General features: G+C 54.8%; 14 protein-coding genes. 7 read left to right on the top strand and 7 right to left on the bottom strand.

The window, feature by feature from the left end; genetic code table 11:
• Positions 1-141: 141 nt before the first annotated feature.
• The 6 genes from MHH28_RS31955 (at position 142) to MHH28_RS31930 (ending at position 11,785) form a co-directional block, all read left to right on the top strand.
• The gene (locus MHH28_RS31955; protein ID WP_405109734.1) at positions 142-786 is read left to right on the top strand and encodes a methyltransferase domain-containing protein; all 645 of its coding nucleotides are present in this window, start codon (positions 142-144) and stop codon (positions 784-786) included.
• Between the two features lie 132 nt (positions 787-918).
• Positions 919-7,638: a hypothetical protein gene (locus MHH28_RS31950; RefSeq protein WP_405109731.1), complete on the top strand. Its 6,720-nt coding sequence runs from the start codon at positions 919-921 to the stop codon at positions 7,636-7,638.
• Entirely contained in the window at positions 7,635-9,320 is a 1,686-nt protein-coding gene (locus tag MHH28_RS31945; protein ID WP_405109728.1) for a hypothetical protein, read from the top strand. The genes MHH28_RS31950 and MHH28_RS31945 overlap by 4 nt, the downstream gene beginning before the upstream one ends.
• A gap of 114 nt (positions 9,321-9,434) precedes the next feature.
• Positions 9,435-10,595, top strand: a complete 1,161-nt coding sequence (yhbH, locus tag MHH28_RS31940) for a sporulation protein YhbH (protein WP_405109725.1) — start codon at positions 9,435-9,437, stop codon at positions 10,593-10,595.
• A gap of 282 nt (positions 10,596-10,877) precedes the next feature.
• Entirely contained in the window at positions 10,878-11,210 is a 333-nt protein-coding gene (locus MHH28_RS31935; RefSeq protein ID WP_405109722.1) for a PadR family transcriptional regulator, read from the top strand.
• Entirely contained in the window at positions 11,210-11,785 is a 576-nt protein-coding gene (locus MHH28_RS31930; RefSeq protein WP_405109719.1) for a DUF2812 domain-containing protein, read from the top strand. Before MHH28_RS31935 ends, MHH28_RS31930 begins: the two co-directional genes overlap by 1 nt.
• Positions 11,786-12,259: 474 nt before the next feature.
• Here the strand turns inward: MHH28_RS31930 and MHH28_RS31925 are convergent, their stop codons facing one another.
• The 7 genes from MHH28_RS31925 to MHH28_RS31895 all read right to left on the bottom strand — a co-directional run bounded on the left by MHH28_RS31925 (position 12,260) and on the right by MHH28_RS31895 (position 21,686).
• On the bottom strand, positions 12,260-13,765 hold the full coding sequence (locus tag MHH28_RS31925; protein ID WP_405117365.1) for an alpha-glucosidase/alpha-galactosidase: 1,506 nt from the start codon (positions 13,763-13,765) through the stop codon (positions 12,260-12,262).
• Positions 13,766-13,917: 152 nt separating this feature from the next.
• Entirely contained in the window at positions 13,918-14,814 is an 897-nt protein-coding gene (locus MHH28_RS31920) for an AraC family transcriptional regulator (protein WP_405117364.1), read from the bottom strand.
• Positions 14,815-15,066: 252 nt separating this feature from the next.
• Positions 15,067-15,726 carry a Type 1 glutamine amidotransferase-like domain-containing protein gene (locus MHH28_RS31915; protein WP_405109716.1) on the bottom strand — a complete coding sequence of 220 codons (660 nt, stop codon included), beginning with the start codon at positions 15,724-15,726 and terminating at the stop codon, positions 15,067-15,069.
• A 112-nt stretch (positions 15,727-15,838) separates the two neighbouring features.
• A complete protein-coding gene (locus MHH28_RS31910) occupies positions 15,839-17,974 on the bottom strand; it encodes a methyl-accepting chemotaxis protein (protein WP_405109713.1) in 2,136 nt (711 codons plus the stop codon).
• Positions 17,975-18,091: 117 nt separating this feature from the next.
• Entirely contained in the window at positions 18,092-18,940 is an 849-nt protein-coding gene (locus tag MHH28_RS31905) for a sugar ABC transporter permease (RefSeq protein WP_405109710.1), read from the bottom strand.
• Positions 18,937-20,250 carry an ABC transporter permease subunit gene (locus tag MHH28_RS31900; protein WP_405109708.1) on the bottom strand — a complete coding sequence of 438 codons (1,314 nt, stop codon included), beginning with the start codon at positions 20,248-20,250 and terminating at the stop codon, positions 18,937-18,939. Before MHH28_RS31900 ends, MHH28_RS31905 begins: the two co-directional genes overlap by 4 nt.
• Positions 20,251-20,351: 101 nt before the next feature.
• On the bottom strand, positions 20,352-21,686 hold the full coding sequence (locus tag MHH28_RS31895) for an extracellular solute-binding protein (protein ID WP_405109705.1): 1,335 nt from the start codon (positions 21,684-21,686) through the stop codon (positions 20,352-20,354).
• 891 nt (positions 21,687-22,577) lie between these two features.
• On the opposite strand from MHH28_RS31895, the gene MHH28_RS31890 reads away from it, so the two are divergent.
• Positions 22,578-24,326 carry an alpha-glycosidase gene (locus tag MHH28_RS31890; RefSeq protein ID WP_405109702.1) on the top strand — a complete coding sequence of 583 codons (1,749 nt, stop codon included), beginning with the start codon at positions 22,578-22,580 and terminating at the stop codon, positions 24,324-24,326.
• The last annotated feature ends 421 nt before the right edge of the window (positions 24,327-24,747 follow it).

The following is a 24,747-nucleotide window of genomic DNA, read 5'->3' as shown; positions in this document are numbered from 1 at the left end:
GCTTACCTTACCTAAGGATTACCCCGCAAGACGGGTAGTGTAAACTTGCCGTTACGGGCTGGGCATCAGCCGTACGCACAGAAGCGCCGGACTAATACAATAGTGAAGAGCCTTATTCAGCATTTGAAGGAGTGGTATCCCTTGAGAATCGATATCGGCTGCGGCCTCGGCAAAGAATCCGGGTATCTGGGCATCGACCGCACACAGTACCCCGGAGTGGATATCGTCTGCGATATTTGCGAAGGAATCCCCCTGCCCGACAATACGGCTGAATTCGTCATGGCCAGCCGGGTTATGCCCTATGTGAACGATCTGTTTGCAGCGATGTCAGAGATTTATAGAATCAGCACCCACCAGGCCGTTGTATGTATCCTATCACCCTATGCCCATAGTTTCCCGCATGCCTCCAACCCTATGTTTAAGCAAAAATTCGATGAATATACCCCCCGTTATTTCACCGGCCGCTTCTTCCAGCCCTATCTGAGCCCGCTGTGCCCGGAGATCCCGGATTATCCTGTGCCGCTGCCGCCATTTGACTTCAGGCTGCTGCGGATGGAGCTGTTCTATCAATATCCGTTTGACGACAATCTGTATGATACGGAAGAGCTCGAGGTCCTGAAGACGCTGCAGTCCAATGTCATTCATGAAATTATGTACCACTTCGCCGTAGTGAAGCGGGAGATTACGGATGAGGAACTGGAAGCAATGAGCCGGAAGGTGCTGCCTGAACCGCGTACGCTGCTGGAACGCAGGCTCCGGCTGCAGAACCGGAAATATATGTTATAAATATCGGGGTGGACATACAAGATTGCAAAGCACTGAACATAGGCTAATACAACACAAGCAAGATGGCATATCGGCTTCCCCCAGGAGCCGGTCTGCTTTTTTTCGTTGTCTATAGCATTCATTTTAAAGGAGGTGAAAATTATTCCTCTAGTCGTTCGGTCTACGGTAAATGCAACAGGCGCCATCACCTTCACAGGCAACACACTGGGGCTAAGCCGCTCTGAATCTGCCGGTGTACCGGGTACACAGGACAGTATCGGAGGCTTCTCTACGATCAATACAGCATCTGTATTCGGCACTTATCCTGCCGGCACTACAAACCTCTACCAGAGCAACAGTTCGGCAGCCATTCTGGTTCTCCCTGCCGGAAGCACGGTGCTGTATGCCGAGCTGATCTGGGGCGGCTCCTACGTTAACGGTAACGTTAACCTTACTGCGGTAATCAACAACCCGGTATCCTTCACTACACCGCTTGGGAACACGGTCAGTGTAATCCCTGATTCAGCTACCGCCAATTCAGTGGATCTGGGAAGCGGGGCACTGGCCTATGTCCGTTCCGCCAATGTGACCAGCACCATTCAAGCTTCTGGTGCCGGAACCTATGTAACCGGCGGTGTAGCCGGGACGATCGTAATTCCCGGTGATTCTACAGCCAACCATGCCGGCTGGACACTCGCCGTCATCTATCAGAATCCATCGCTGCCCTTCCGCAACATGTCACTGCGCGCCGGCGCTGTCCTTGTCCAGGCCTCCTCGGCACCGGTAGTTACAACGATTACCGGGTTCGCCACCCCCGTCACCGGTGCGCTGGGCGGACGCATCCAGTTCAGCGCCCAGGAAGGAGATGCCAACCGCTCGGGAGACCAGGCGCTTTTCGGCCCTACCTCCGCCACCCAGGCCGCCCTGTCCGGGCCTAATAACTTTGCGGGCAACTTCTTCGCCTCGCAGATTAACAATGATACCGGCAATCTGAATACGACCGGCACGTTCGGCACCCGCAATCAGACCAACGGCAGTCCGGGCTCCAACATTGTCGGCGGGCGGCAGGGCTGGGATATCACGAATGTGGATGTCTCTGCACGCCTGGTCAATAACCAGTCCTCTGCACTCCTGACCCTGACTACATCGGGCGATGCGTATGTCGTTAACGCCAACGGGCTGCAAATTGACATTAATGCACCCAAGATTTCCTTGACCAAAAGCGCAAATGTCGCCGGTACCATCGTTGGTGATCTGGTCACCTACACCGTGACCATCAGTAATACCGGTACGGCAAGCGCAGCCAGTGTTGTATTGTCGGATGCTTTACCGGCAGGTCTTACTTTTGTCACAGGAAGTGTGGTGGTGGCTGGCGTTGCCAGGCCGACTTATGATATCACCTCCGGCATCCCGCTGGGATCACTTGCTCTGGGCACTTCCATAACGGTTACCTATCAAGCCAGGGTGACTTCCTTGCCGAATCCGCAATTTGTGCCCAACACGGCTAACGCTGCCTTCACCTTCCAGAGTGTGGCCGGAGGCCCGATTGTGAGCGGGGTGATTCCATCCAATACACAATCGCTGCCGGTGTATTCTCCGGTTCTCGGCATTGTCAAAAGCGCCAATACAACTAACGCAACCGTTGGGAATCAGATTCTCTACACGCTGCAGATAGCCAACACCGGCAATATCGGTGCCACCACTACACTCACGGATAACATTCCTGCGGGCAGCACCTATGTTCCGGGAAGCTTTACGGTAAACGGTACTCCCGTGGCTGGCAATCCTGCCGCAGGTATCGCTATCGGTACTATCGCGGCCGGAGGAAGCTGGGTAGTCCAGTTCCGTGTGCTGGTGAACAGCCTGCCTTCTCCTCCGCAGCTCGTTGACCAGGCTACAGCCGCCTATTCCTTCCTGGTTCCTGACGGACGGACCGTTAACGGTACGGCAGCCTCCAATACGCTCACCATACCGGTCAGACTGCCTAATGTCTCCATCGTCAAGAGCGCCAGCTTCCCGGATGCCGCCGTAGGCGACACCCTGCTATATTCGTCAGTGATCACCAATAATGGAATTGAAGCCGTGACGAATGTCGTGCTCTCCGATCCGATCCCCGCCGGCAGCTCTTTCGTGCCGGGAAGTGTTGTGGCAGCCGGCAGCTCCCGGCCCTCCGCTGATCCGGCTTCAGGGATTACCGTGGGTACCCTTGCTGCGGGGGCCAGTGTAACGGTAACCTTCCAGGTCAGTGTCACCTCTGTGCCGGGCAGCGGCCAGCTCGCCAACCAGTCATCGGCCTCTTACAGCTCGGGGACATTCAACGCCATTACACAGTCCAATACAACCCTCACCCCTGTATACCAGCCGGTAATCGGTATCGTCAAAAGTGCAAGCCCCGGCAGCGCCACTGTTGGAGGAAATGTGCAGTACACGCTGCAGGTGCAGAACACCGGCAATCTCGCAGCAACGGTGACCCTGACCGACACGATTCCATCCGGGTCCGCCTTCGTCGCCGGTAGCGTATCAGTGAACGGCGTTGTCCGTCCCTCAGACTCTCCGGCCAGCGGTATCCCGCTCGGGTCCGTAGCCCCGGGAGCCGCCTTGACGGTCACATTCCTGACCTCCGTTCAGTCCCTGCCGTCTCCGGCAACCTTGACAGACCAGGGCACCAGCAGCTATACCTATCAGCTGCCCAGCGGACGCTCCCTGTCCGGCGGAAGTGTATCGAATACAGTGACAATTCCGGTCTCTGCCCCCAACATCACGATTCTCAAAAATGCCAATCTCTCCTCAGTTGCTGTAGGTGAATATCTGACCTACACCGTCTCCGTATCCAACCCCAGCGGTGTAGCTGTTAACAATGTAGTGCTGTCCGATCCCGCTCCGGCAGGCAGTGCCTTCGTGGCGGGAAGCGTTACGGTGAACGGGACCGCCGTTCCGTCTGCCAGTCCGAATGCCGGGATTGCCCTCGGCACACTTGCTGCGGGGGCCACAAGCATCATTGTCTTCCAGGTTAATGCGAACTCTGTTCCAAGCCCGCCTCAGCTCAGCAACCGGGCCAGTGCGTCATTTACAGCAGGTACGTTCAGCGGAACAGCCTTATCCAATACAGTGCTTACTCCAGTCTTCATCCCGGTCATTGGACTAGTCAAAAGCGCAAGCCCTGCCCAGGCCTCGGTCGGCAGCCTGCTCTCCTTCTCCATCCTGGCCAGCAACACCGGCAATATCGCAGCCATGCTGAATCTGACCGATACGCTGCCGCCGCAGACGGTATTCGAGACCAACAGCGTAAGCATAGGCGGGACGCCGCTGCCGGGGTACAGTCCCCTAACTGGAATTCCCGTTGGGCCGCTTGCTCCCGGAGACAGCGTGGTGGTCAGCTTCCTTGTTACAGTCACAGCGCTGCCTCCGAATCAGCAGCTGCTTAATTCAGCCGCCGCCTCTTTCACCTTCACACTGCCGGACGGGCGTCAGCTTGGCGGTAACACCGTGTCGAACACCCTCACGGTTCCCGTCTCGGCACCGAACGTCAGTGTCGTCAAAAGCGTCAATGCCATGGATGCCGTGACCGGTGACATCCTTACGTTCACCTCCGTGCTGACGAATAACAGCATTACCTCTGTCAGCAACATCATTCTCAGCGATCCCTTGCCAGAGAATGCAGCGTTCCTTCCCGGAACCGTAATTGTCGGCGGCGTCTCCCAGCCGTTGTCAGTTCCGTCCGCCGGCATCCCAATCGGCAGCCTTGGCCCTGGAGCCTCCGTTGCCGTCACATTCGAGGTGAGAATAACCATGCCGATTCCTTCACAGGTCAATAACCAGTCCACCGTCAGCTTCACCTCCGGGGTCTTCTCCGGCTCTTCATCGTCCAATGTCACCACCACACCGGTCACACAGCCGCAGATCTCTCTTGTCAAAAGCGCCAGTGACCTGAACGCCACAGTTGGCGATACGGTCATCTATACCGTTGTGGTCAGCAATACCGGTAACCTTGCGGCCAATGTTACGGTAACCGACAACATCCCGGCCGGCACCACCTTTGACCCCAACAGTGTCATTGTCGGCGGTTTCCCTCAGCCGGGAGCTGCACCGGATACCGGAATCACTGTCGGAACCGTCGCTCCCGGGGCAAGTGTGTCTGTCAGCTTCACGGTCTTCATCGTGTCGCTGCCTTCACCGCAGCAGCTTGTCAATCAGGCTGCCTCCACCTATACCTTCACGCCGCCTGACGGCCGGCTGCTCAGCGGCAGCGCCGTCTCCAATACCGTAACCATCGCCGTCTCTGCCCCCAACCTGTCGGTGGTCAAGAGCACCACCTCCACTTCAGTGGCACTCGGTGACACGATTGCGTATTCCGTCAATATTACGAATAACGGGATCGATCCGGTGAACAATGTGATCCTCAGTGATCCGGCACCGGACGGGGCCACCTTTGTGCCGGGCAGCGTGTCGGTGAACGGGGTGCCTTTTCCGAATGCCAATCCGGCTTCAGGGGTTTCAGTCAGCACACTTGCTTCCGGGGCTTCTGCAGTCGTCTCGTACAGCGTCACTGTCACCTCCATACCCGGCGATGCTTCCATAGACAATCAGGCGACGGTTACTTATACCTCCGGTGTCTTCGCCGGCTCGACCTTCTCCAACCCTGTGGCGGTCCCTGTCTTCCAGCCGTTGATCGCAGCAGCCAAAGCTGCAAGTACCACCAATGCCACAGTCGGGGATACCGTGACCTACACCATCAACATCAGCAATACGGGCAACTATGGAGCCAGCCTGACGGTCACGGACAATATTCCGGCCGGTACTACCTTTGTGACCAACAGCGTGCTGATTAACGGCCAGCCTCTGCCGCAGGCCGATCCTTCCACCGGAATCGCCGCAGGCAGCATCGCTCCGGGAGCGACTGTAGCCGTCACATTCTCGGTGGTCATCACTTCATTGCCATCGCCGCAGGTTCTGGTCAACCAGGGAACCGTGGCTTCCAGCTTCACCTTGCCGGACGGAAGAACCCTGGGAGACTCTACCCTCACCAATACCGTGACCCTGCCGGTCTCGAACCCGAATCTGGCAGTTGTCAAAACAACGGCGACCACCGCAACCAATATCGGAGACACCATCACGTATTCTGTAACCTTAACCAACAATGGCATTGCGACAGTCAATAATGTGGTATTCACAGATGCTCTGCCTGCAGGGACTGCCTTCGTTCCGGGCAGCGTGCTTGTAGACGGCATAGCCCGCCCCGCCGCTTCACCGGCTACCGGAGTGACCCTGGGCAGTATCGCTCCCGGTGCTTCCGTCACCGTCGCCTTCAGCGTAACGGTTACAGCGCTGCCATCTTCCGGGGTACTGAACAATCAATCCTCGGCCAGCTTCACTTCCGGCGCCCTGTCCAGTGCGGCCTTCTCCAATATTGTGACCACTCCGGTATTCCAGCCGATCATCGCTGCAGCCAAGAGCGCAAGCGCTCAAAATGCAACGGTAGGCGATACCATTGTGTATACCGTCAATGTAAGCAATTCAGGCAACTATGCGGCCGCAGCCACGCTGACCGATACGATTCCGGCAGGTACAACTCTGGTTCCGAACAGTGTACTGATTAACGGCTTTCCTTCTCCGGGTGCTGATCCTGCTACCGGAATCACCCTGGGCAGTATTGCAGCCGGTGCAGCGCTGACCGTAGTGTTCTCCGTAGTGATCGACACGCTGCCGGCCAGCCAGCAGCTTAGCAATCAGGCCATCCTCGCCTTCAACTATACGCTGCCCGATGGACGCGTCTTCAACCAGTCCGCCAGCTCGAACATCAACCTGATCCCGGTATCCTCGCCGGATGTTCTGGTTGCCAAGAGCACCACTGTAATCGATGCAGTCCCGGGGGATACCGTTCCTTACAGCATCGCCGTCACCAATAACGGCATTGCACCGGTTAACAATGTCGTGCTGAGCGATCCGATTCCGGCCGGTTCTTCATTTGTAGCCGGCAGCGTGGTCGTGGACGGCACTCCGTTGCCCGGGGGCAATCCGGCAAACGGGATTTCGCTGGGAACCATAGCTCCGGGGGCTACCGTTCTGGTTACCTTCAGCATCCTGGTCAATACGCTGCCTAATCCGGCCACACTAAGCAATCTGGCTTCCGTCAGTTTCACCTCCGGCGCATTCTCGGGTGCCTCTTATTCCAATACGCTGGTCACTCCGGTATTCCAGCCGGTTATCGGCATTCTGAAGGCTGCCGATACCACGAATGCGACGGTGGGGGATACCGTCACCTATTCACTCAGCGTCACCAATACAGGCAATCTTGCGGCTGTCGTCACCTTGACAGACTCCATTCCTGCGGGAGCTGTATTCATTCCGAACAGCGTACTGGTTAACGGCCAGCCCGTTCCCGGCGCCGATCCGACTACCGGCATCAATCTGGGCACGGTTGCAGCAGGTGCCACGGTTATCCTGCTCGTCACCCTGCAGGTAACGCTGGCTTCCCTGCCTTCACCGCAGCAGCTGGTGAACCAGGCTGCCGCGACCTTCACCTTCACGCCGCCGGATGGCCGCTCGCTCTCCGGATCAAGCGTGTCGAATACGCTGGTTATACCGGTCTCTTCACCGGACGTAACTGCAGTCAAGAGCACTCCGGCTGTCGATGCGGTTGTCGGCGATATCATCACTTATACGATTGCCGTCACCAACAACGGCATTGTTCCCGTCAACAATGTGGTCCTTGTTGACCCGATCCCGGCCGGCAGCCAGTTCGTTGCAGGCAGCGTAACTGTGGACGGCACTCCGCGTCCCGGAGCCAATCCGGGCTCCGGTATCACGATCGGGACGATCGCCCCGGGAGCGACCACAACGGTAACCTTCCAGGTTGAGGTCATCGTCATATGACAGACGGCTCACGGCTCCAGCCTGTCGTAAGCAATCAGTCTATGGTTCTGTACAGCTCGGCTGAGGGAACAGACTCGGTCACCTATTCCAATACCGTCAATACGTTTGTTGTGGGCCCCGTATTATCGCTGCAAAAGCAAGCAGACCGCCCGAGCGCCTCCCTGGGGGAGACGCTCGTCTACATCGTGTCCGCCAGGAACAGCGGGAATACCGGGGCGGATGTCACCATCACGGATGTGCTTCCCCCGGGAGTGTCGTTCATTGCCAACAGCGTGCTTAGAGACGGAGTCCCCCTGCCGGGGGTCACTCCGTCTTCCGGCATTCCCTTGGGCTTACTCGCACCACATTCGGGTGTGAGTATTGCCTTCCAGGTCATTGTCATCTCGCTTCCGCCTTCACTGGCGCTGCATAACAGAGCGGTCGGCACGTATTCCTTCAACACACCTGAGGGAAGAACGGTGAACGGAGAGATCCGCTCCAATCCGGTCAGTGTCTCTCTCCTATCCTACCAGTTGTCTTCACTGCTCTCGGCCAGCACCCCTACTACCTTCATTGGGGATGTCGTCACCTATACGCTTCAGCTCCGGAATGAAGGCACCCGGCCGCTGACCGGAGTCATCGCCGCTCTTCCGCTTCCGGAAGGCACCTCATTCCTTCCCGGAAGCGTTATTGCAGGCGGGGTCTATCTCCCTGAAGCTGACCCGGCTGCAGGCATCGGGCTTGGTTCACTCCCTGCAGGCTCAGCCGCCGAGGTCTCCTACCGTGTACGGGTAGCCTCGAATCCTCCAGGATCAGTAATTATAGCCAGCGCACAGGTCTCTTATGAGGCCAATGACAATAGAACCTCCACCACAAGCAATACGGTACAGATTACGGTCATCCAGCCCGGATTATCGGCAAGCCTGAAGGTCGATCTCTACAGCGCAGCGCCCGGTGACAACTTGAGGTACGAGTTCACTGTTCAGAACAGCGGCAATCTGGCTGTGAACGCACTGCTGACAGACGCCATTCCGCCAGGCGTACTGTTCGTCTGGGACAGCGTCCGTATCGACGGGGTTCCCCAGAAGGGCGTCCGTCCCGGAGACGGAATCCCGCTGGGCACTTTACGGGCAGGCGCTGTCGTAGTGGTCGATTTTCTCGTATCGATTCCGGGCGCCACCGATATCCGCCAGACTCCGGCCATTCAGAATCAGGGAGTGGTCCAGTATACGTTCTCTCTTCCGGACGGGCGCAATGTCGGGCAGCTCTCCCGCTCTAATACGGTGACCACCCTGCTGTTCATGCCCATCATCTCGATTCAAATTGAGGGAGAGCCGCCTGTTGTCGAGCCTGGAGGCATCGCGGAATTCAACATTTACGTGTCCAACAGCGGGAATTATCCGGCTGAGGTCTCGGTGATCCGGATTGTGCCGCAGGGGACCGTCATTGATCCCGATATCGTTACCCTAAGCGCCATCGCTGTACCTGGTACGCCTTACAGCGGAACGGTCACTCTGGGAACGCTGCAAGCCGGGCAGACTGTCACCCTGACTTATTTTGTGAGAATCAATATGGATTATATGGGCAAGGATCTTCAAGGCTCTGCAGCCGCCTTGTATCTGTTCACCATCGATGGACGCCGGTACTCCGGCGAAGCCCGTTCTAACAGCTACAAGCTGCTCATTGAAGAAATCAGTGAATAATACAGCTCACATATCCCCCATCTCCCTGAATATACTTTAGTTACAACCTGCTGCTTAGTCTTAGTCTTCGTAGTGACAATACCGATTCATACAGTCCATGGGAGGTGGTCATCCTTGTCCCAGCCGTCCGGTCCATACGCTTTTGTCGTATCCAAAGAAGACTGGTCCCTTCACCGCAAAGGCCATCAGGATCAGGAGCGTCACCAGCAAAAGGTCAGAGAAGCCATCAAGGGCAATCTGCCCGATCTGGTTACCGAGGAGAACATTATTTTGTCGGGCGGCAAGCAGATTGTGAAGGTGCCGATCCGCAGTCTGGATGAATACCGGATTATCTATAATTTCCGCAAGCAGAAGCATGTCGGCCAGGGGGACGGGGAGAGCCAGGTGGGTGATGTACTTGGACGCGATCCCCAGTCTGCCCAGCCGGGCAAAGGGGATAAAGCCGGGGATCAGCCAGGAGCAGATACCGTTGAGGCCGAGGTTGATCTGGAGGATCTCGAGGATATTCTGTTCCAGGACATGGAGCTGCCCCATCTGAAGCCGAAAGATAAGGAAGAGATTGAGGTCAAATCCATCGTCTTCAACGATATCCGCAAAAAAGGCATGATGTCGAACATCGACAAAAAGCGTACGTTACTTGAGAATTTGCGGCGCAATGCCAGCAGCGGGAATCCCGGAATCCACAGCATCAGCCCCGATGATCTGCGTTACAAAACCTGGGATGACATCACGGTCCCTCACTCCAATGCCGTGATTATTGCCATGATGGACACCTCGGGCTCGATGGGTACTTTTGAAAAATACTGCGCCCGCAGCTTCTTCTTCTGGATGACCCGCTTCCTGCGCCGCCAGTATGAGAAGGTGGATATCGTATTCTTGGCCCATCATACGGAAGCCAAGGAGGTCAGCGAGCATGACTTCTTCACCCGGGGAGAGAGCGGGGGGACGATCTGCTCCTCGGCGTACCAGAAAGCACTGGAGATTATCGACAGCCGCTATCCGCCTGCTAAGTACAACATCTACCCCTTCCATTTCTCGGATGGCGACAACCTGACCTCCGACAATGAACGCTGTGTCAAGCTGATCGGCGAGCTGCTGAAGCGCAGCAACATGTTCGGCTACGGCGAGGTGAACCAGTACAACCGCAGCAGCACCCTGATGTCCGCCTACCGCCACCTGAAGCAGGAGCAGTTCATGCATTATGTGATTAAGGATAAGAAGGAAGTCTATCAGGCGCTGAAGGCTTTTTTCGGCAAAAAGGCCTTGGAGGCCTGAGCGCTTGTCTCCGGGCTGACAGCGGAGCGAATGCTGTGCACAGATTCATACTGTGAAGATGATCCCCTGTATACCGTGCGAACGGTAGCGGGGGATTTTTTGGGTGGGCTGAGATCGACTTTGCTGCAAAAGCCTGTTGACTATTATATCGCCCGCCGATATAATCAATGTATCGGTTGACGATATAACGTCAATAGGTATAACGCTGAATGGTATAACGGTAAATGATGTATCTGGAATCCCGTTCGGCGGAAGACGCACAAATGCAAGACAAGGAAGGTGATGGCATTGTCCGGAAACAATGAATACGGGGCGCTGACCGAAGGCGTCTATTATATCCTCTTGTCACTGCTCACCCCGATGCACGGCTACGGCATTATGCAGAATGTGAAGCTGCTGAGCAATCAGCGCGTGGAGCTGGGTGCAGGCACGTTATACGGGGCGTTAAGCACGCTGGTGGAGCGGGATTGGATCAAGCTGCTGGCAGGCGGAGAGGATTCGCGCAAGAAGGAATATCAGATTACGGAGCTTGGCAAATTGATAGTCCGGAGTGAAATGACCCGGCTTGACGAGCTGCTTACCAATGGAAGAAAGCTAATGGGAGGCGAAGAGTAATGAGTAAGGTAGTACGCAAATTTTTCATGGATTACGAGAAGGAAGAAGCGTGGCTGAATCAAATGTCGGCCAAGGGATGGGCACTGGTGGAGCATTCTTGGGCCCGTTATGTGTTCGAAGAGAGCGCCAAGGGAGAGTATATTTACCGGATTGAGCTGCTGGAGAAGGACCCGGAGGAGGCTGCCGGCTATCTGCAATTCATGGAGGAGACCGGAGCCGAGCGTGTGCCGTCCGGGACCCCCACCAAGGCCAATCGTGCATTTATGAACCAGCGCTGGGTGTTCTTCAGAAGGAAAGCCTCGGAAGGCCCCTTCCAGATCTACACCGATACGGATTCCAAAATCAAACACTATCAGAGAATCTATAAAGTCTATCTGTCCCTTGCGTTCCTTGAGCTGATCATCGGCTCCTTCAATATCATGCTGATTATGTTGAACACTTCATCTAACATCTACAAAATCAACCTCATCGTGGGAGTGTCTGTTGTGCTTCTGGGCCTGTTCTTCTTGTGGATCAGTCTGCCGGTCCGCCGCAAAATCATCCGGCTGCAGCAGGAGAAGCTGATTCGGGAGTGAGGGGCTGGTTTACACCCTTTCAATAGACATTGCCACGGCAGCTAACAACACGACAGATAACAAGTGGAAAAATGCAGCTTAGTTGAACAACTTCTGAACTTTACAGGGAAACAAGTGGAAAAACAGCATCTGCTGGTGCCGATTTCGCTGCTACTGGGCGCTATGCAAACATTTAAGTGCTATTTTTCCAACTGTTACTGGAGAATCATCCATTCGCTTCTTAGCAAGTGTCCAAAATCCACCTATTCCCCCCCGTCAGGGCAAGGGGAGCGGTATTTCGCATACATTTGGCCTGCGTGCCCGCTCCCACCACATTGTGTTCGGTATTTCGCGTACGTTTGGCCCGCGTGCCGTCGTACTAAACCTCCACCTATGCCAAAATTAAAGGGCCATCCCAAGCAGCCATTGCATGACTTTCGGGACAGCCCTTTATTATAATGATTATTCGCTTTGTTTGGCTTATGCCTGCTCCGCTTACTGCACCTTCTCGCGGTCCTTGCCCTTATCGGATTCCCCGGCGTTCTTGTTTGCAGCCTCGCGGTCCTGCATCATCTCGTCCACCGTCTTCACCTTCAGCCGGGCGGCGCCTTCGTTGCTTGCATTCGTCGGGATCAGATCGCCGGAGGCGAGCCGTTCCTTCGCTTCAGCAATCGCTGCGCTATACTGCGGCAGCCACTGTTCCCCGGCGACCAGCATCTCGTCGACCATCTGCCAGATCTCCTTCGGATTGCAGACGGCACCGACCAGCGGGTCCATCATGAATGCCTGGCGCAGCAGCTTGTCATCACCATGCACTGCCGCTTCCACTGCCAGACGCTGCACAGAAATGCTGACGTTGCAGACAGCTGCCGGTCCGAGGGGCAGGTCACCAACCAGCGGCATCGAGATACCGTTGCGGTCCACGTAGCCCGGCGCTTCGATAATGGCATCGTCCGGCAGATTGGAGATTACGCCGTTATTCACCATGTTGAAGTGGCCTCTGTAGACGCGTCCTGTCTCCAGCCCTTCGATGATATACGAGCCATGCTCCTCGCCGCGCTTCTCCGGGATGTACTCCAGCGCCGGGTCCTTCATCCAGTTGGGGAAATCCGTCTCGAACCAGTTGCGGCCTTCCGTGCAGACCCGCAGGTAGCCGCCTGTCTCCCCGTTGATCCACACGCCCAGATCGATCCAGTCCATGATCTCGCTGGGGCGCTTGCGGTACCATGGGACATATTCGCTCAGATGACCGTTCGACTCCGTGCTGTAATAGCCGAAGCGGCGGAGCATATCAATCCGCACCTTCTCGGTACGGCTGTACTCGGGGTGCTGTTCGAAGGCCTCCAGCAGACCCGCCGTCAGATCCTTGCCTTCATGCTTCGCAGAGATATACCAGGTCTGGTGATTGATTCCGGCACAGATAATATCCACCTGCGACTTCTCCAGGCCGTACACCTGGGCGATCTGCGAATGTCCATGCTGCACGCCATGGCAGAGCCCGATGGTCTGCACACCGCCGTATTTATTGCAGGCCCAGGTCAGCATAGCCATCGGGTTCGAGTAATTCAGCAGCAGCACATCCGGCGCGGCTGTCTCACGGATATCGCGGCAGATCTCAAGCATCTCCGCAATCCCGCGTTGCCCGTACATAATACCGCCTGCACACAGCGTATCTCCTACACACTGGTCCACGCCATACTTCAGCGGAATATCCACATCGGTGGCGAAGGCCTCCAGGCCGCCCATACGGATAGTACAAAATACGTACTTGGCCCCCTTCAGCGCCTCCCTGCGGTCCGTGGTGGAAGAGATCTGTATGTCCAAACCGTTCTCCTTAATGTCACGCTGGCACAGCTCGGTGACCATGTCCAGGTTATGGCTGTTTATATCCATGAAGGAAACTTCAATATTACGGAATTCCGGCACCGTCAGCAGGTCGCGCAACAGTCCCCGGGTGAATCCGATACTGCCCGCCCCGATAAAAGTTACTTTAAAAGACATCATGATCATCCTCCGGCAATGAATTGTTGACTCCTGTCCATTGTAACAAGGGGGCTGCCGGAAGCGTAACCAATATCATGACCATTTTGCAGGTAACCTGTCAACAATCCTAACTTTCTGTACAGAGTACCCATGTCCGGGTGAACACGAATCTACTCTTCACTCCAGTAATGGCGCTGGATAGAGTTGCGGTATTCAATAGGGGTACAGCCGGAATACTTCTTGAACAGGAGATGAAAATACTGCCTGCTGCTGATTCCTACATAATCGGCAATCTCCGCGACCGGAATCTCCCCCTGCCCCAGCAGCATCCGGGCCTTCTCCATACGCAGCTCATTCAGGTAATCCGTCAGGGTCTGTCCCGTGTGTGCCCGGAAGATGCGGTGCAGATAGCCCGGGTGAACATTCACGGAGAGTGCAACCTCTTCGACCTTAATACTCCGGTCATAATTCTGGTGCAGGAACTCGATGGCCCGGCGCACATAGAGCTGTGAGGGCTGCTGGCTGGCCGGAAGCGATTCTCCCCGCAGACGGGCGAGCCGCAGCAGCAACTCCGAGAATAGCAGATGCACCATACTGCTCCCCTTGCGCCCGCGCTGATCCAACTCAAGCACCAGCGCCTTAAGCACATGGAAGACCTCTTCCTGATCTGTCAACACCAGACTGTCGAAGGGATGGCGCAGCAATTCGGCGAGCACCTCCTCCTCCCGGGCCAACCTGCCGATGGACGGGACTACACCCCCATATTCCGTAAAAGCAAATTCCACGTTCAGCATCCGGCAGGAGGTGCCTTCTTCGACAATCAGCCGGTGCGGCACCTCTGCATCCAGCAGAATCATCTCTCCCCGCTTCAGCCGGTAAGGCCTATCACCGCCCGCTTCATCCCGCACCTCCACCACACAACTGCCCGAGATGAGGTACATAATCTCCGTGGAGTTATGATGATGGTAAGCCATCGTATAATTGTTCCATTGCTTGTAGTAGTAAGCCAGAAAGTGCGGGCTATAATCCCGCTCCAGCAATCCCTGCTCAAAAAGACTCCCGTTCATCTCTGCCACACCGCCGCCTCCCCTCTGCCAGTATTGATAGCACAAGTGTATCGCTTGAGCGCAGCCGGGACAAGAAGCGGGTTTCACCCTTCCCCAACCGCACACCTACTCGCCCGAATACCCAGCCTATGCGCCGCCACATTGTGTTCGGTTTTCCGATTACATTCGGCACACACCCCTCACCTATCCATTTTATTCCCGCACAAAAAACAAGAGCAGAAGGCCCGTGCCCTCTGCTCCCGCTCATTATCCTCAGTGGATTCTTGTCAATGTTCCATTCACCAGACTATACACCCCGCCGCCCTCTATCTCTTCGGGCTGTCCGTTCAGCAGATAGATGCCGGTCTCTTCGTCAATTCCGTAATTCGGCAGCTCGCCGAGGGTACGGACCGCTGTCCGTAAATGCTCCTCCTCATCCCACTGGGTGAAATGGACGGATAGCAGCAGATCCGGAATCAGATTGAGGCCCTTGCGGTGTTTGAATTGTCTGCTCTCATTATCCTTGGCGGAAATTACACACCGTTCCGGGCTAATCAGCGCTCCTGCCGAGAATCCCGCAACCGGTATTCCCGACTCATAACGCTGCCGGATCACCTCACCGATAGGGGTATCCACAATCAGGTCGGCATACAGATCCGTATCCCCGCCCCCGATGATAATCCCGCCACAGGCCCGGAGGCTCTCGATAGCAGTATTCACCTCAGTAGACTTCAGCGGCAGATAACAGAATTCAGCTATTCCCGCGTCAGCCAGCGGTTGCATATAAGCAGGCATATAATCCGGCCAGTCTTCCCTTTCTTCAAATAACACAGCGACAGGCTCTGTGGCTGCTGTCATCGTGCTTACGAACCTCCGTGCCAGTCCATGGGTAAACGGCGGACCGCCCCCGTTCAGAAATAAATGCTTGTCCATGACATCACCTTCAGTATTCAGGATATCCTACATTTAACCTCATCCATCTTATAGAAAAGCGCAGGTTCCCGCAATACGCTTCCTCCCCCGCCACGACTCATTTCTCTTCCCTTTAGCCCTGAAAAGAAATCATCGACTGCTTCAGCTGCTCCGCCAGCTCCTCCAGCTTGCCCGACAGGGCGACCAGTTCCCTGCTGATGGTGAATTGCTGAGAGGACATGGACGCTACCTCTTCTGTGGAAGCGCTGGTCTGCTGCACGACCGAGATCACACTGGCCATGGATTGTCCAAGCTGCTGCTGGTATTCGGCCAGCTCGGAGACCGCCGCCGAGGACTGGCCGAGATACCCGCTGAACTCCTCCATCTCGGCTCTCACACTCTCGAAGATGATTGAGGATTCGCGGACCGAGGCCAGCTGGTTGTCAAACATCGGCGCAGCTTCACCCACAACCTTAACTGTGTTCTCGATATGGCTGCTGATCTCCTCGGTAATCCGGGAGACGGAGGCGATGGACTCACTCGATTGATTGGCCAGTCCTCTGATCTCGTTGGCAATAACAATGAAGCCTCTCCCGGCAGCACCGGCGCGTACAGCTTCAATCGAAGCGTTCAGCGCCAGAATATTCGTCTGCTTATTGATCGCAATCATCGGGGAGAGGATGCTGCGGATCAGCACCGTGCTGTCCCGCAGCATGGCTGAATTCTCCTGGATCAGGTCCATCAGCTTCAGCACATCCTCACTCTGTGATACCAGCTTCTTCATCCGCTCCGCTCCCTGGTCACTGACCTCCATGACCTTCTCTGCGGATGCTGCCATAACTGCATTCTTCTCTGCCACTTCGCCGGTCTTGCCGCCCATCAGCTCCACCTTAGCGTGGCTGCTCTCGGCCTCGGCCGCCAGACTGGCTGCGCCCCCGGCGATTTCGCCGGTAGCCGTTGCAACCTCACTGGCCTGGCTGCTGATCGCGCCGGAAGCGGCAACGAGCTGCTCCGAGGTCGCCAGCACCTCCGCAGCCGAGCTGCTGCTCTGCCCGGCCATCCGGGAGATCTGCTCCATCATCCGGTTGAAGCTGTGGCCCACCCGCCCAATCTCATCCTGGCCCTTGAAGCTGGTCCGCACCTGCAGATTGCCCCGCTCGCCCTCTTCCATCAGCCGGGCCAGCTTGCCGAGCGGACGGCCGATCAGCCGCACCAGAACATAGCCGATGATCAGAGCAATCAAGGCTGCGGCCAAGACTACCAGCAGGGTAATGTAGAGCAGCCGGTCGGCAGATTTGGTAAAATCACTTACCGGCGCATAACCCAGCAGCGTCCAGTCCGCTGTACTCAGTGGCTGGTAGACTACGAGCTGCGGACTTCCCAGTTCATCCCCGGCAGTGAACGACTGCCCTCTTCCCTCACTCTTCCGTGCTCCAGACTGCTCCGGCTCCTCACTCTTCCCTGCCCCCGGCAGCTGCTGCTCCTCACCCTTCTGCGTTCCGGATTTCAACTCTCCGGTATGTATGTAAGAAGCCTGCCCGAGCAGCGCATCGTCCGCGCTGTACGCAACCCGGCCCGAAGAATCGAGGATGCGGATCTCACCGCCCAGCCCGATATGCAGATTGGACAGCACATCCGTCAGCGCCTGACCCTTCACCTCAATCAGCATGTAGTACTCTGCGGCCGGATTCTGAATATTCCGTAGTAGACGGCCCATCGTCATAGCGGACTGGCTGTACGAGTCGAAGAAGCCTTTAGCCCGGACGGGGAACCACACGGGATTGCCTTTGCCGTTATCGATCTCCTTCACCCTGGCAAGGATGCCTTCATCACTGCGCACACCGCTAATCCCCGTCGATTTGTAGGATTCGGCGTCCACCATGCTTCTTGCGACCAGCCGGACACCCAGCAGCCGCTCATCCGATCCTCTCACGGAGTCCAGCTTGCGGCGTATCCGGTCCTCTGCGGCTGCCCGCGCAACCGTACCGGCGGTTGGAAGATTAACCGTCTCCATGTCAGCCTTTAACGCCGGATCTACGGCAAATTGCCTGGAGAGCGCTTCATATTCAGCGAACAGGAAATCCAGCTTGTCCGCCGCCTGGACAATGGATTGTGAGGAGGCAGCTGCCACCTCATCGGTAATGATCCCTTTTGCCGCATAATAGGAGGTTAAGCCTAGAACGGAGGACAACAGGACAATAGTACAGAACAGAATTACGAATAACTTGACGCCAACCGAGCTGAAATTAATGAATCGCCGCCGTTTCATTACATTCTCCCCTTATCATACAGATCACGATTTCTCCACAAAAGAAAGGTGCAGCCCCTCAGAACTGCTTCAAGGCCGCACCCGTTATTCGTACATACATTGTCTAATTACTATTTCCTATCCCTTACTTGCTCCCGCAGTCAGCCCGTCAACCAGCAGGCGCTGCAGGAAGCCGAACAGAATCATAATCGGTACGGAGATCAACACGGCACCCGCCGCAAACAGCGTGAAGTTGGAATTCTGCATCGTATTGACCATATCCCACATCCCCACGGCAACCGTCCAGTTCTCCTTGGTCCGCAGAATCAGCTTGGCGAAGATGAAATCCACCCATGGGCCGACAAACAGGGTCAGCGCTATATAGGTGATCATCGGACGGGACAACGGCAGGATAATCCGGGTGAAAATCCCGAAGTTACTCGCTCCGTCAATCCGCGCCGCCTCATCCAGCGAACGCGGAATCGTGTCCAGGAAGCCCTTGGCAATCAGCGTTCCACCAAGCGGCGCTCCGGCCGCATAGACGATAATCAGCGCCAGATGGGTATCCAGCAGATTGAATTCTTTCAGCAGCAGATAGATGGCGATCATGCTCATGAAGCCCGGGAACATCCCGAGAATCAGCAGTGTGGACATGGTGGTCTTGCGGCTTTTGAACCGGAACCGGGATAAGGCATAGCTGGTCAACAGCGTCAGCACCACACCGATCAGCATCGAGAACACCGCAATCTTAAGCGTATTCCCATACCAGGTGCCAAACATATAGACCGGTGAGGTGAACAGCTCCTTATAGTGAGCGAGGGTAAATGTCTCGGGAATCAGCGTCTTGCTGTACAGGGATTTACCCGGCCGGAAGGAGGCAAGCAGAATCCAGAGTGCCGGATAGATTGCAGCAATCGCCAGTGCAACCAGAGCAATGTAGCTTAGGGCCAGACGAATAAAGTTCACAGCTTTGCGTCCGATGATCATTGAATCATGTCCTCCTCTTGGAACGATTTGGTCCGGCGGTAATTGTACAGGGAGAACCCGGCAACAATAATGAACAGGATGATCCCAATCGCCGACGCCATATTATTCTTGTTCTGATCCAGCGTCAGCTTATACAGCCAGGTAACGAGCAGATCCGTTGAGCCCGCATACTGGTAGTTCCCGTTCACCGGGTTCCCTCCCGTCAGCAGGAAGATCGCATTGAAGTTGTTGATGTTACCGGCGAACTGCATAATCAGTGTAGGCGCGGTGGAGAACAGGATCATCGGCAGAGTGACAATGCGGAATTTCTGATAATTGGTCGCACCGTCAACCTCAGCCGCCTCATACATATCGCGCGGAATGGTGGTCAGCACCCCCATAATCAGCAGCATGGATACCGGGATACCCACCCACATGTTCACGACAATGACTGTAACCTTAGCCCAGAACGGATCAGTCAGCCATGGCAATCCATCCAGTCCGAAAAAGCCGAGATACTGGTTGATCGGTCCGAACTGCCCGTTGAACAGGTTGCGCATCAAGAGGAGCGAGATCATCTGCGGTATGGCATAAGGGATGATCAGGAGCATTCTCCACATGCCTTTGAAGCGGATACCTTTTTGGTTAATCAGCAGGGCGACCAGCATCCCGCCGAAATAAGTAGTTATCGTTGACAGAACCGCCCAGATGATGGTCCAGGTAAGTACACCGTAAAAGGTATGGCTCCAGGATTTCAGCACCAGCAGGTTGCGGAAGGTCTCTAGACCTACCCAGTCTACGAGCTTGGCTGGAGGAATGTGATTCGGTGCGGCATAGTTGGTAAAAGCCAGCATGATCATAAAGATGATCGGCATAATGGTGAAGAACAGAATGCCCATACCCGGGAGCAGCAAGAAGCTCTGGGCGAATTTGTAATCGAGAATATAACGTACAGATTGCTTGAATGTATGCGATGGACGGCCGTTGTCGCGTTCTGCTCCGATTTTATAGGCATCCCTAATATTCATGTACCAGACAATCAGGAATAACACAAAGAACAGCAGGGTGATGAGGCTTTCAATCAAAATGACGATGGAATGGTCTCCGGGAACCATTTTGGCAATCCCCTTTACCTTTTCCAGACGGCTTGGCGATTCCCCGAGTGTGGTGATCCCCCAGAAGGCTCTTCCCAGATTGCTAATGAAATAGATAAGTGCCACAGCTTCTACAGCTATGAACATAAGCCCTTTGATGAATTGGCGGTTATATATTTGTCCCAATCCCATAAAAATGGCCGACAGTATTCCAGCTCTCGCTTTGTGTCGCTGCATTTCCCTTCCGTTCTCCTCTCCGTGCGGAATTCAAGGAAACTGCCCGCAGCAGACTATGCGGCGGGCAACTCTAATTCCACGGTAAGCTGATGGTTGTGTGATTACTGGGCCGAAGCTCCGTTGTTCAAATCCTTGATTTGTTCTACTGCTTTGTCCATGGCTGCCTTCGGATCGGTATTATTATCCCAGATGGCCGGAAGTGCTGCATTCACCGGGCTCCAGACGTTCCCCATTTCAGGAATCGAAGGCATCGGCTGGGAGTTCTTGGCTTGCTCGGCAAAAGCGGATACGAACGGATCACCCGTAATCTGCGGGTCCTTCAAAGCTTCATTGTTCGTTGGTACGGAACCGATCAGCTTGTTAAGCGTCAGCTGCGAATCTTTGCCGGAAGCAAAGTGTGCATAGAGCTTAGCCGCATTCGGATATTGCGTGTAGGCGTTGACGGTAAAGATCTTGATCCCGGAGAAGGTAATGGCCGTTTTGCCGTCAATGGTAGGAACCGGCGCGATACCAAGGTTGTCGCCCAGCGCTTCTTTGTATCCGGCAAGCTCCCAAGGTCCTGTAATGTCCATGGCTACATCGCCTGAGTTGAACAAGCTGCGTTTGATATCCGGGTTAATGTCACCGCTCTTGATCGGCAATACTTCCTTCAGCTTCGCAAATTCCGTCAGGCCTTTGATCGCACCTTCATTGTTCAGGCCGATATCGTCCTTGTCGGTACCGTCTTTGCCGAACAGGTAACCGCCGGTAGTGGCGATGAACGGGTAGTTGAAGTACATGTTGCCGACTTCCCACATAATGCCGTACCGGTTCTTGGCCTTATCCGTGAACGTTTTCCCGAAGGCAATAACGTCGTCGAAGGATTTCGGTGCTTCTTTTACGAGGGACTTGTTATAGAACAGCGCATAGGTCTCCGCCGCTCTCGGATAGCCGTACAGCTCACCGTCATAAGATGAACCCACGATGGAAGCCTCGGTGTTCTCGGCCTTGGTCTCTTCCCCGAAGATATCATTCGGGAGCAGCAGACTCGCGCTGGCCGCCTTGCCGAGATTATCATGAGGAATAACGATAACGTCAGCGGCCAGACCGGAAGGACCGTCCTGGGTCAGCTTGCCGACTTGATCCGGCGGGGCAACCTCTTCGATTTTGATAGGGACGTTATACTTGGCAGTGAACTGCTTGGCGATTTCTTCAGCGAACTGTCTTTCTTCCTTACTCTCCCAGATCACAAGGGAAGCGCCCTCTTCAGGGACGATCTCACCCGCTGCCGGAGCATTGTCACTGCCGCCCCCGGCATTATCCGTAGCCGCTGCATTATCGGCAGGAGCATTCGTCGCCGCTGCATTTCCCCCGGTATTGTTGTTTGAGCCGCATGCCGTAATTGACATGGCCATCGAGCATGCTGCGGTGAGAACCATAAGTTTTTTGAGATTCATTCCTTTTAACCCCTCCTGTGTGTGTGTATATCACTTAATTTGACGATGGTGCTTCCTTTGACGATGGTGCTTCCCACTTTGCGCAAACGATTTCAGAGGATTCAAAAAAAATTCTGCATTATCCAATTGTTTCTTCCGAATACGTTACACCCGGTTTAGAAAGCGCTTCATTCCTGAATCCATAATACATCAGCAGACTTGTAATTGTAAAAACGTTTGCACACAGTAAATTCACTAATATTTAGCCATTTAACATTGAAAATATTAATTTTACTCTTCTTATCGCATAATTACTTTAAATAACTTCGATTTACTTCATTTTAAAAATTAAATCCTGCATATTTTGTCGTAATTAGGCGAATAAAGTTGTAAAAACGCTAAATCTTATCAATTTACAGACATTGGAAATCGGTTTCCCGTTGATAAATCTTTGTGCAACTGTTTGTACAAACCTCTTGAACCTCATTTTATTCCATGCTATAATCCAAACCATCACGAACCACCCTATCCTTCACATAATTTAAAGGCACTGTTCCTTATCAGGTACAACCTCGGCGTAATACCCGGCGGTTGTGCCTATTTTGTTGTGTGCAGAATCGGGTGCGTAATCTAGCAAGATAAGCTGCACTTAAGAATTGAACTTGAAGCATTGTCGTCACTGCGGTGAACATTTGGCCCTCCGGCCGCTGCCCAATTTGGATTTCCTGATTAGAACCGCTCCACGCAGTAGAAATCCAAATACAGCTGTTGCTTACGATGCGAGCTTTCCTTCGGAAAGCTTTCAGGCGGACGCTACCGCTCCTCCAGTTCCAAATTTCCCCTCCGCTCCTTTTTGCTTTTTGTTAATGTCTTTAGTGCTTCTTATCTAATCTAAATCTGGGAGGAATTATTATGTTACTAGAAGCCGTGTATCACCGTCCCCGTCTGAACTGGTCGTATGCCTATGACCACAACACCATCCACCTGCGTCTGCGGGCCAAGAAGGGGGATCTGACTGAGGTCTTCGCCTGGGCGGGCGATAAATATGCCTGGGACACGACCAAGGAATTGATCCCGATGACCCTGTTCACCTCCGATGCGATGTTCGATTACTGGGAATGCGAATCGGTTCCGCTCTACCGCAGGCTGAAATACGGCTTCCTGCTACAGCAGGGCCACGAACGGATCTGGATGACGGAAAGTGACTTCCAGAAGGAGCGTCCCGCGAACCCCAACCGGCTGTTCGAATTCCCCTACATAAGCCGCGGTGATGTCTTCACGCCTCCGTCCTGGGTGAAGGATGCTGTGTTCTATCAGATTTTCCCGGAGCGCTTCGCGAACGGCAATCCCGGCATAAGCCCTGCCAATGTGGAGCCCTGGGGCGGAACCCCGCGGCCGGATAATTTCTTCGGCGGAGATCTGCAGGGTGTCATGGACCATCTCGATCATCTGACGGAGCTGGGCATCACGGGCATCTATTTCACACCGGTCTTCACAGCCACCACCAACCACAAATACGACACGGAGGACTACATGCAGGTCGATCCGCATTTCGGTGATGTAGATACGCTGAAAAGATTGGTCGAGGCCTGTCATGAGCGCGGCATCCGTGTGCTGCTGGATGCGGTATTCAACCATGCGGGCCGTACCTTCGCCCCGTTCGTGGATGTGCTGGAGAAGGGCGAGGATTCGGAATATAAGAACTGGTTCCATATCCGGGAATATCCGCTCCAGGTGGTGAACAACATCCCGACCTACGATGCCTTCGCCTTCGAGCCACTGATGCCGAAGCTGAACACGGAGCATCCTGAGGTGAAGGAATATCTGCTGAAGGTCGCCGAGTACTGGATCAAGGAGGTCGGCATCGACGGCTGGCGTCTGGATGTGGCCAACGAGGTGGATCACGAATTCTGGCGTGATTTCCGCAAAGTGGTGAAGCGCGCGAATCCCGAGGCTTACATTCTGGGCGAGATCTGGCATGAATCGGCCCCTTGGCTGGAAGGAGACAAATTCGATGCCGTCATGAACTATCCGTTCACGGATGCGGTGCTGGACTTCTTCGTCTACGGTACGCTGGACGCCGAGGGCTTCGCCCATTCGATCGGCAGACAACTGTCCCGGTATCCGCTCCAGGCCAGCGAGGTCGCCTTCAATCTGCTGGACAGCCATGATACTGCGCGTCTGCTGACTGTGGCCGGGGGCGATAAGAACAAAATGAAGCTGGCCGCACTGTTCCAGTTCACCTTCATGGGCACGCCCTGCATTTACTACGGGGATGAGATCGGAATGGACGGCGGCGGGGACCCGGACTGCCGTAAATGTATGGAGTGGAACCCGGAGCGGCAGGACCGTGACTTGTTTAACTTTTACCGCAGGCTGATTGAAATCCGCGGCGCCCACCCGGCGCTGCGCAGCGGACGCTTCACCTTCCTGGAGGCCGGAGCCGGGGGCAGCAAGCTGGCCTACGAGCGCAGTCTGGGCGATGATCTGGTCATTGTGCTGATCAATACGGAGGAGACGGTGCAGACCTTCAGGCTGGATGTCCAGGAACGTGACTGGGAGAACCTGTGGACCGGTGAAGCGCTCCGTGCCGAACGCGGCAAGCTGTCGCTGAGGCTGCCTGCATACGGCTTCGCCGTGCTTCAGGCCAAGTTGTCCTAGGGGAACATCACAATCATACTTGCGTGACTACTTTAACCAATCGCTTCTTGAGGAATTGCCGCGCCTCAGTTAGGCTACATGGCGAAATGTTACACTTAATTGCAGTCTGTACAACTAAAACGTCCAATGATCCACGTCTGAGCGGGATAGTTGTATTTCATACACTTAAACTTCCATCTATTCTTCGATTCTTCCCATTCGGGCTAATTTAGTTGTACGGAATACAGTTAGAAGAGGAAATCCTTCTTTTTCACGGCTTTTAATTGCACAAAATACATTTATCCTTGAATTTCAACTTCAGATTGCCTTTGTATATTGCCGCAATGTTGAGTGACTCACTTCATACACCGGCAATTACCGGCAACACAAACAGGGTATTCCGCAGCAGCCGTAAGGCTGGCGGAATACCCTGTTTCGTTAT

The sequence above is a fragment of the Paenibacillus sp. FSL K6-1217 genome (assembly GCF_045040735.1).
In the GTDB taxonomy this organism is placed as follows: domain Bacteria; phylum Bacillota; class Bacilli; order Paenibacillales; family Paenibacillaceae; genus Paenibacillus_AQ.
The sequence above is the reverse complement of the archived record's forward strand: the minus strand, read 5'-3'. Positions and strand labels throughout refer to the sequence as shown.

Excerpts from the sequence above, each read along its gene's own strand:
- MHH28_RS31895 (WP_405109705.1), bottom strand. The coding sequence starts at position 21,686 with ATGAATCTCAAAAAACTTATGGTTCTCACCGCAGCATGCTCGATGGCC.
- MHH28_RS31945 (WP_405109728.1), top strand. The coding sequence starts at position 7,635 with ATGACAGACGGCTCACGGCTCCAGCCTGTCGTAAGCAATCAGTCTATG.
- MHH28_RS31930 (WP_405109719.1), top strand. The coding sequence starts at position 11,210 with ATGAGTAAGGTAGTACGCAAATTTTTCATGGATTACGAGAAGGAAGAA.
- MHH28_RS31890 (WP_405109702.1), top strand. The coding sequence starts at position 22,578 with ATGTTACTAGAAGCCGTGTATCACCGTCCCCGTCTGAACTGGTCGTAT.
- MHH28_RS31910 (WP_405109713.1), bottom strand. The coding sequence starts at position 17,974 with ATGAAACGGCGGCGATTCATTAATTTCAGCTCGGTTGGCGTCAAGTTA.
- MHH28_RS31905 (WP_405109710.1), bottom strand. The coding sequence starts at position 18,940 with ATGATCATCGGACGCAAAGCTGTGAACTTTATTCGTCTGGCCCTAAGC.
- MHH28_RS31915 (WP_405109716.1), bottom strand. The coding sequence starts at position 15,726 with ATGGACAAGCATTTATTTCTGAACGGGGGCGGTCCGCCGTTTACCCAT.
- MHH28_RS31900 (WP_405109708.1), bottom strand. The coding sequence starts at position 20,250 with ATGCAGCGACACAAAGCGAGAGCTGGAATACTGTCGGCCATTTTTATG.
- MHH28_RS31925 (WP_405117365.1), bottom strand. The coding sequence starts at position 13,765 with ATGTCTTTTAAAGTAACTTTTATCGGGGCGGGCAGTATCGGATTCACC.
- MHH28_RS31935 (WP_405109722.1), top strand. The coding sequence starts at position 10,878 with ATGGCATTGTCCGGAAACAATGAATACGGGGCGCTGACCGAAGGCGTC.
- MHH28_RS31920 (WP_405117364.1), bottom strand. The coding sequence starts at position 14,814 with ATGAACGGGAGTCTTTTTGAGCAGGGATTGCTGGAGCGGGATTATAGC.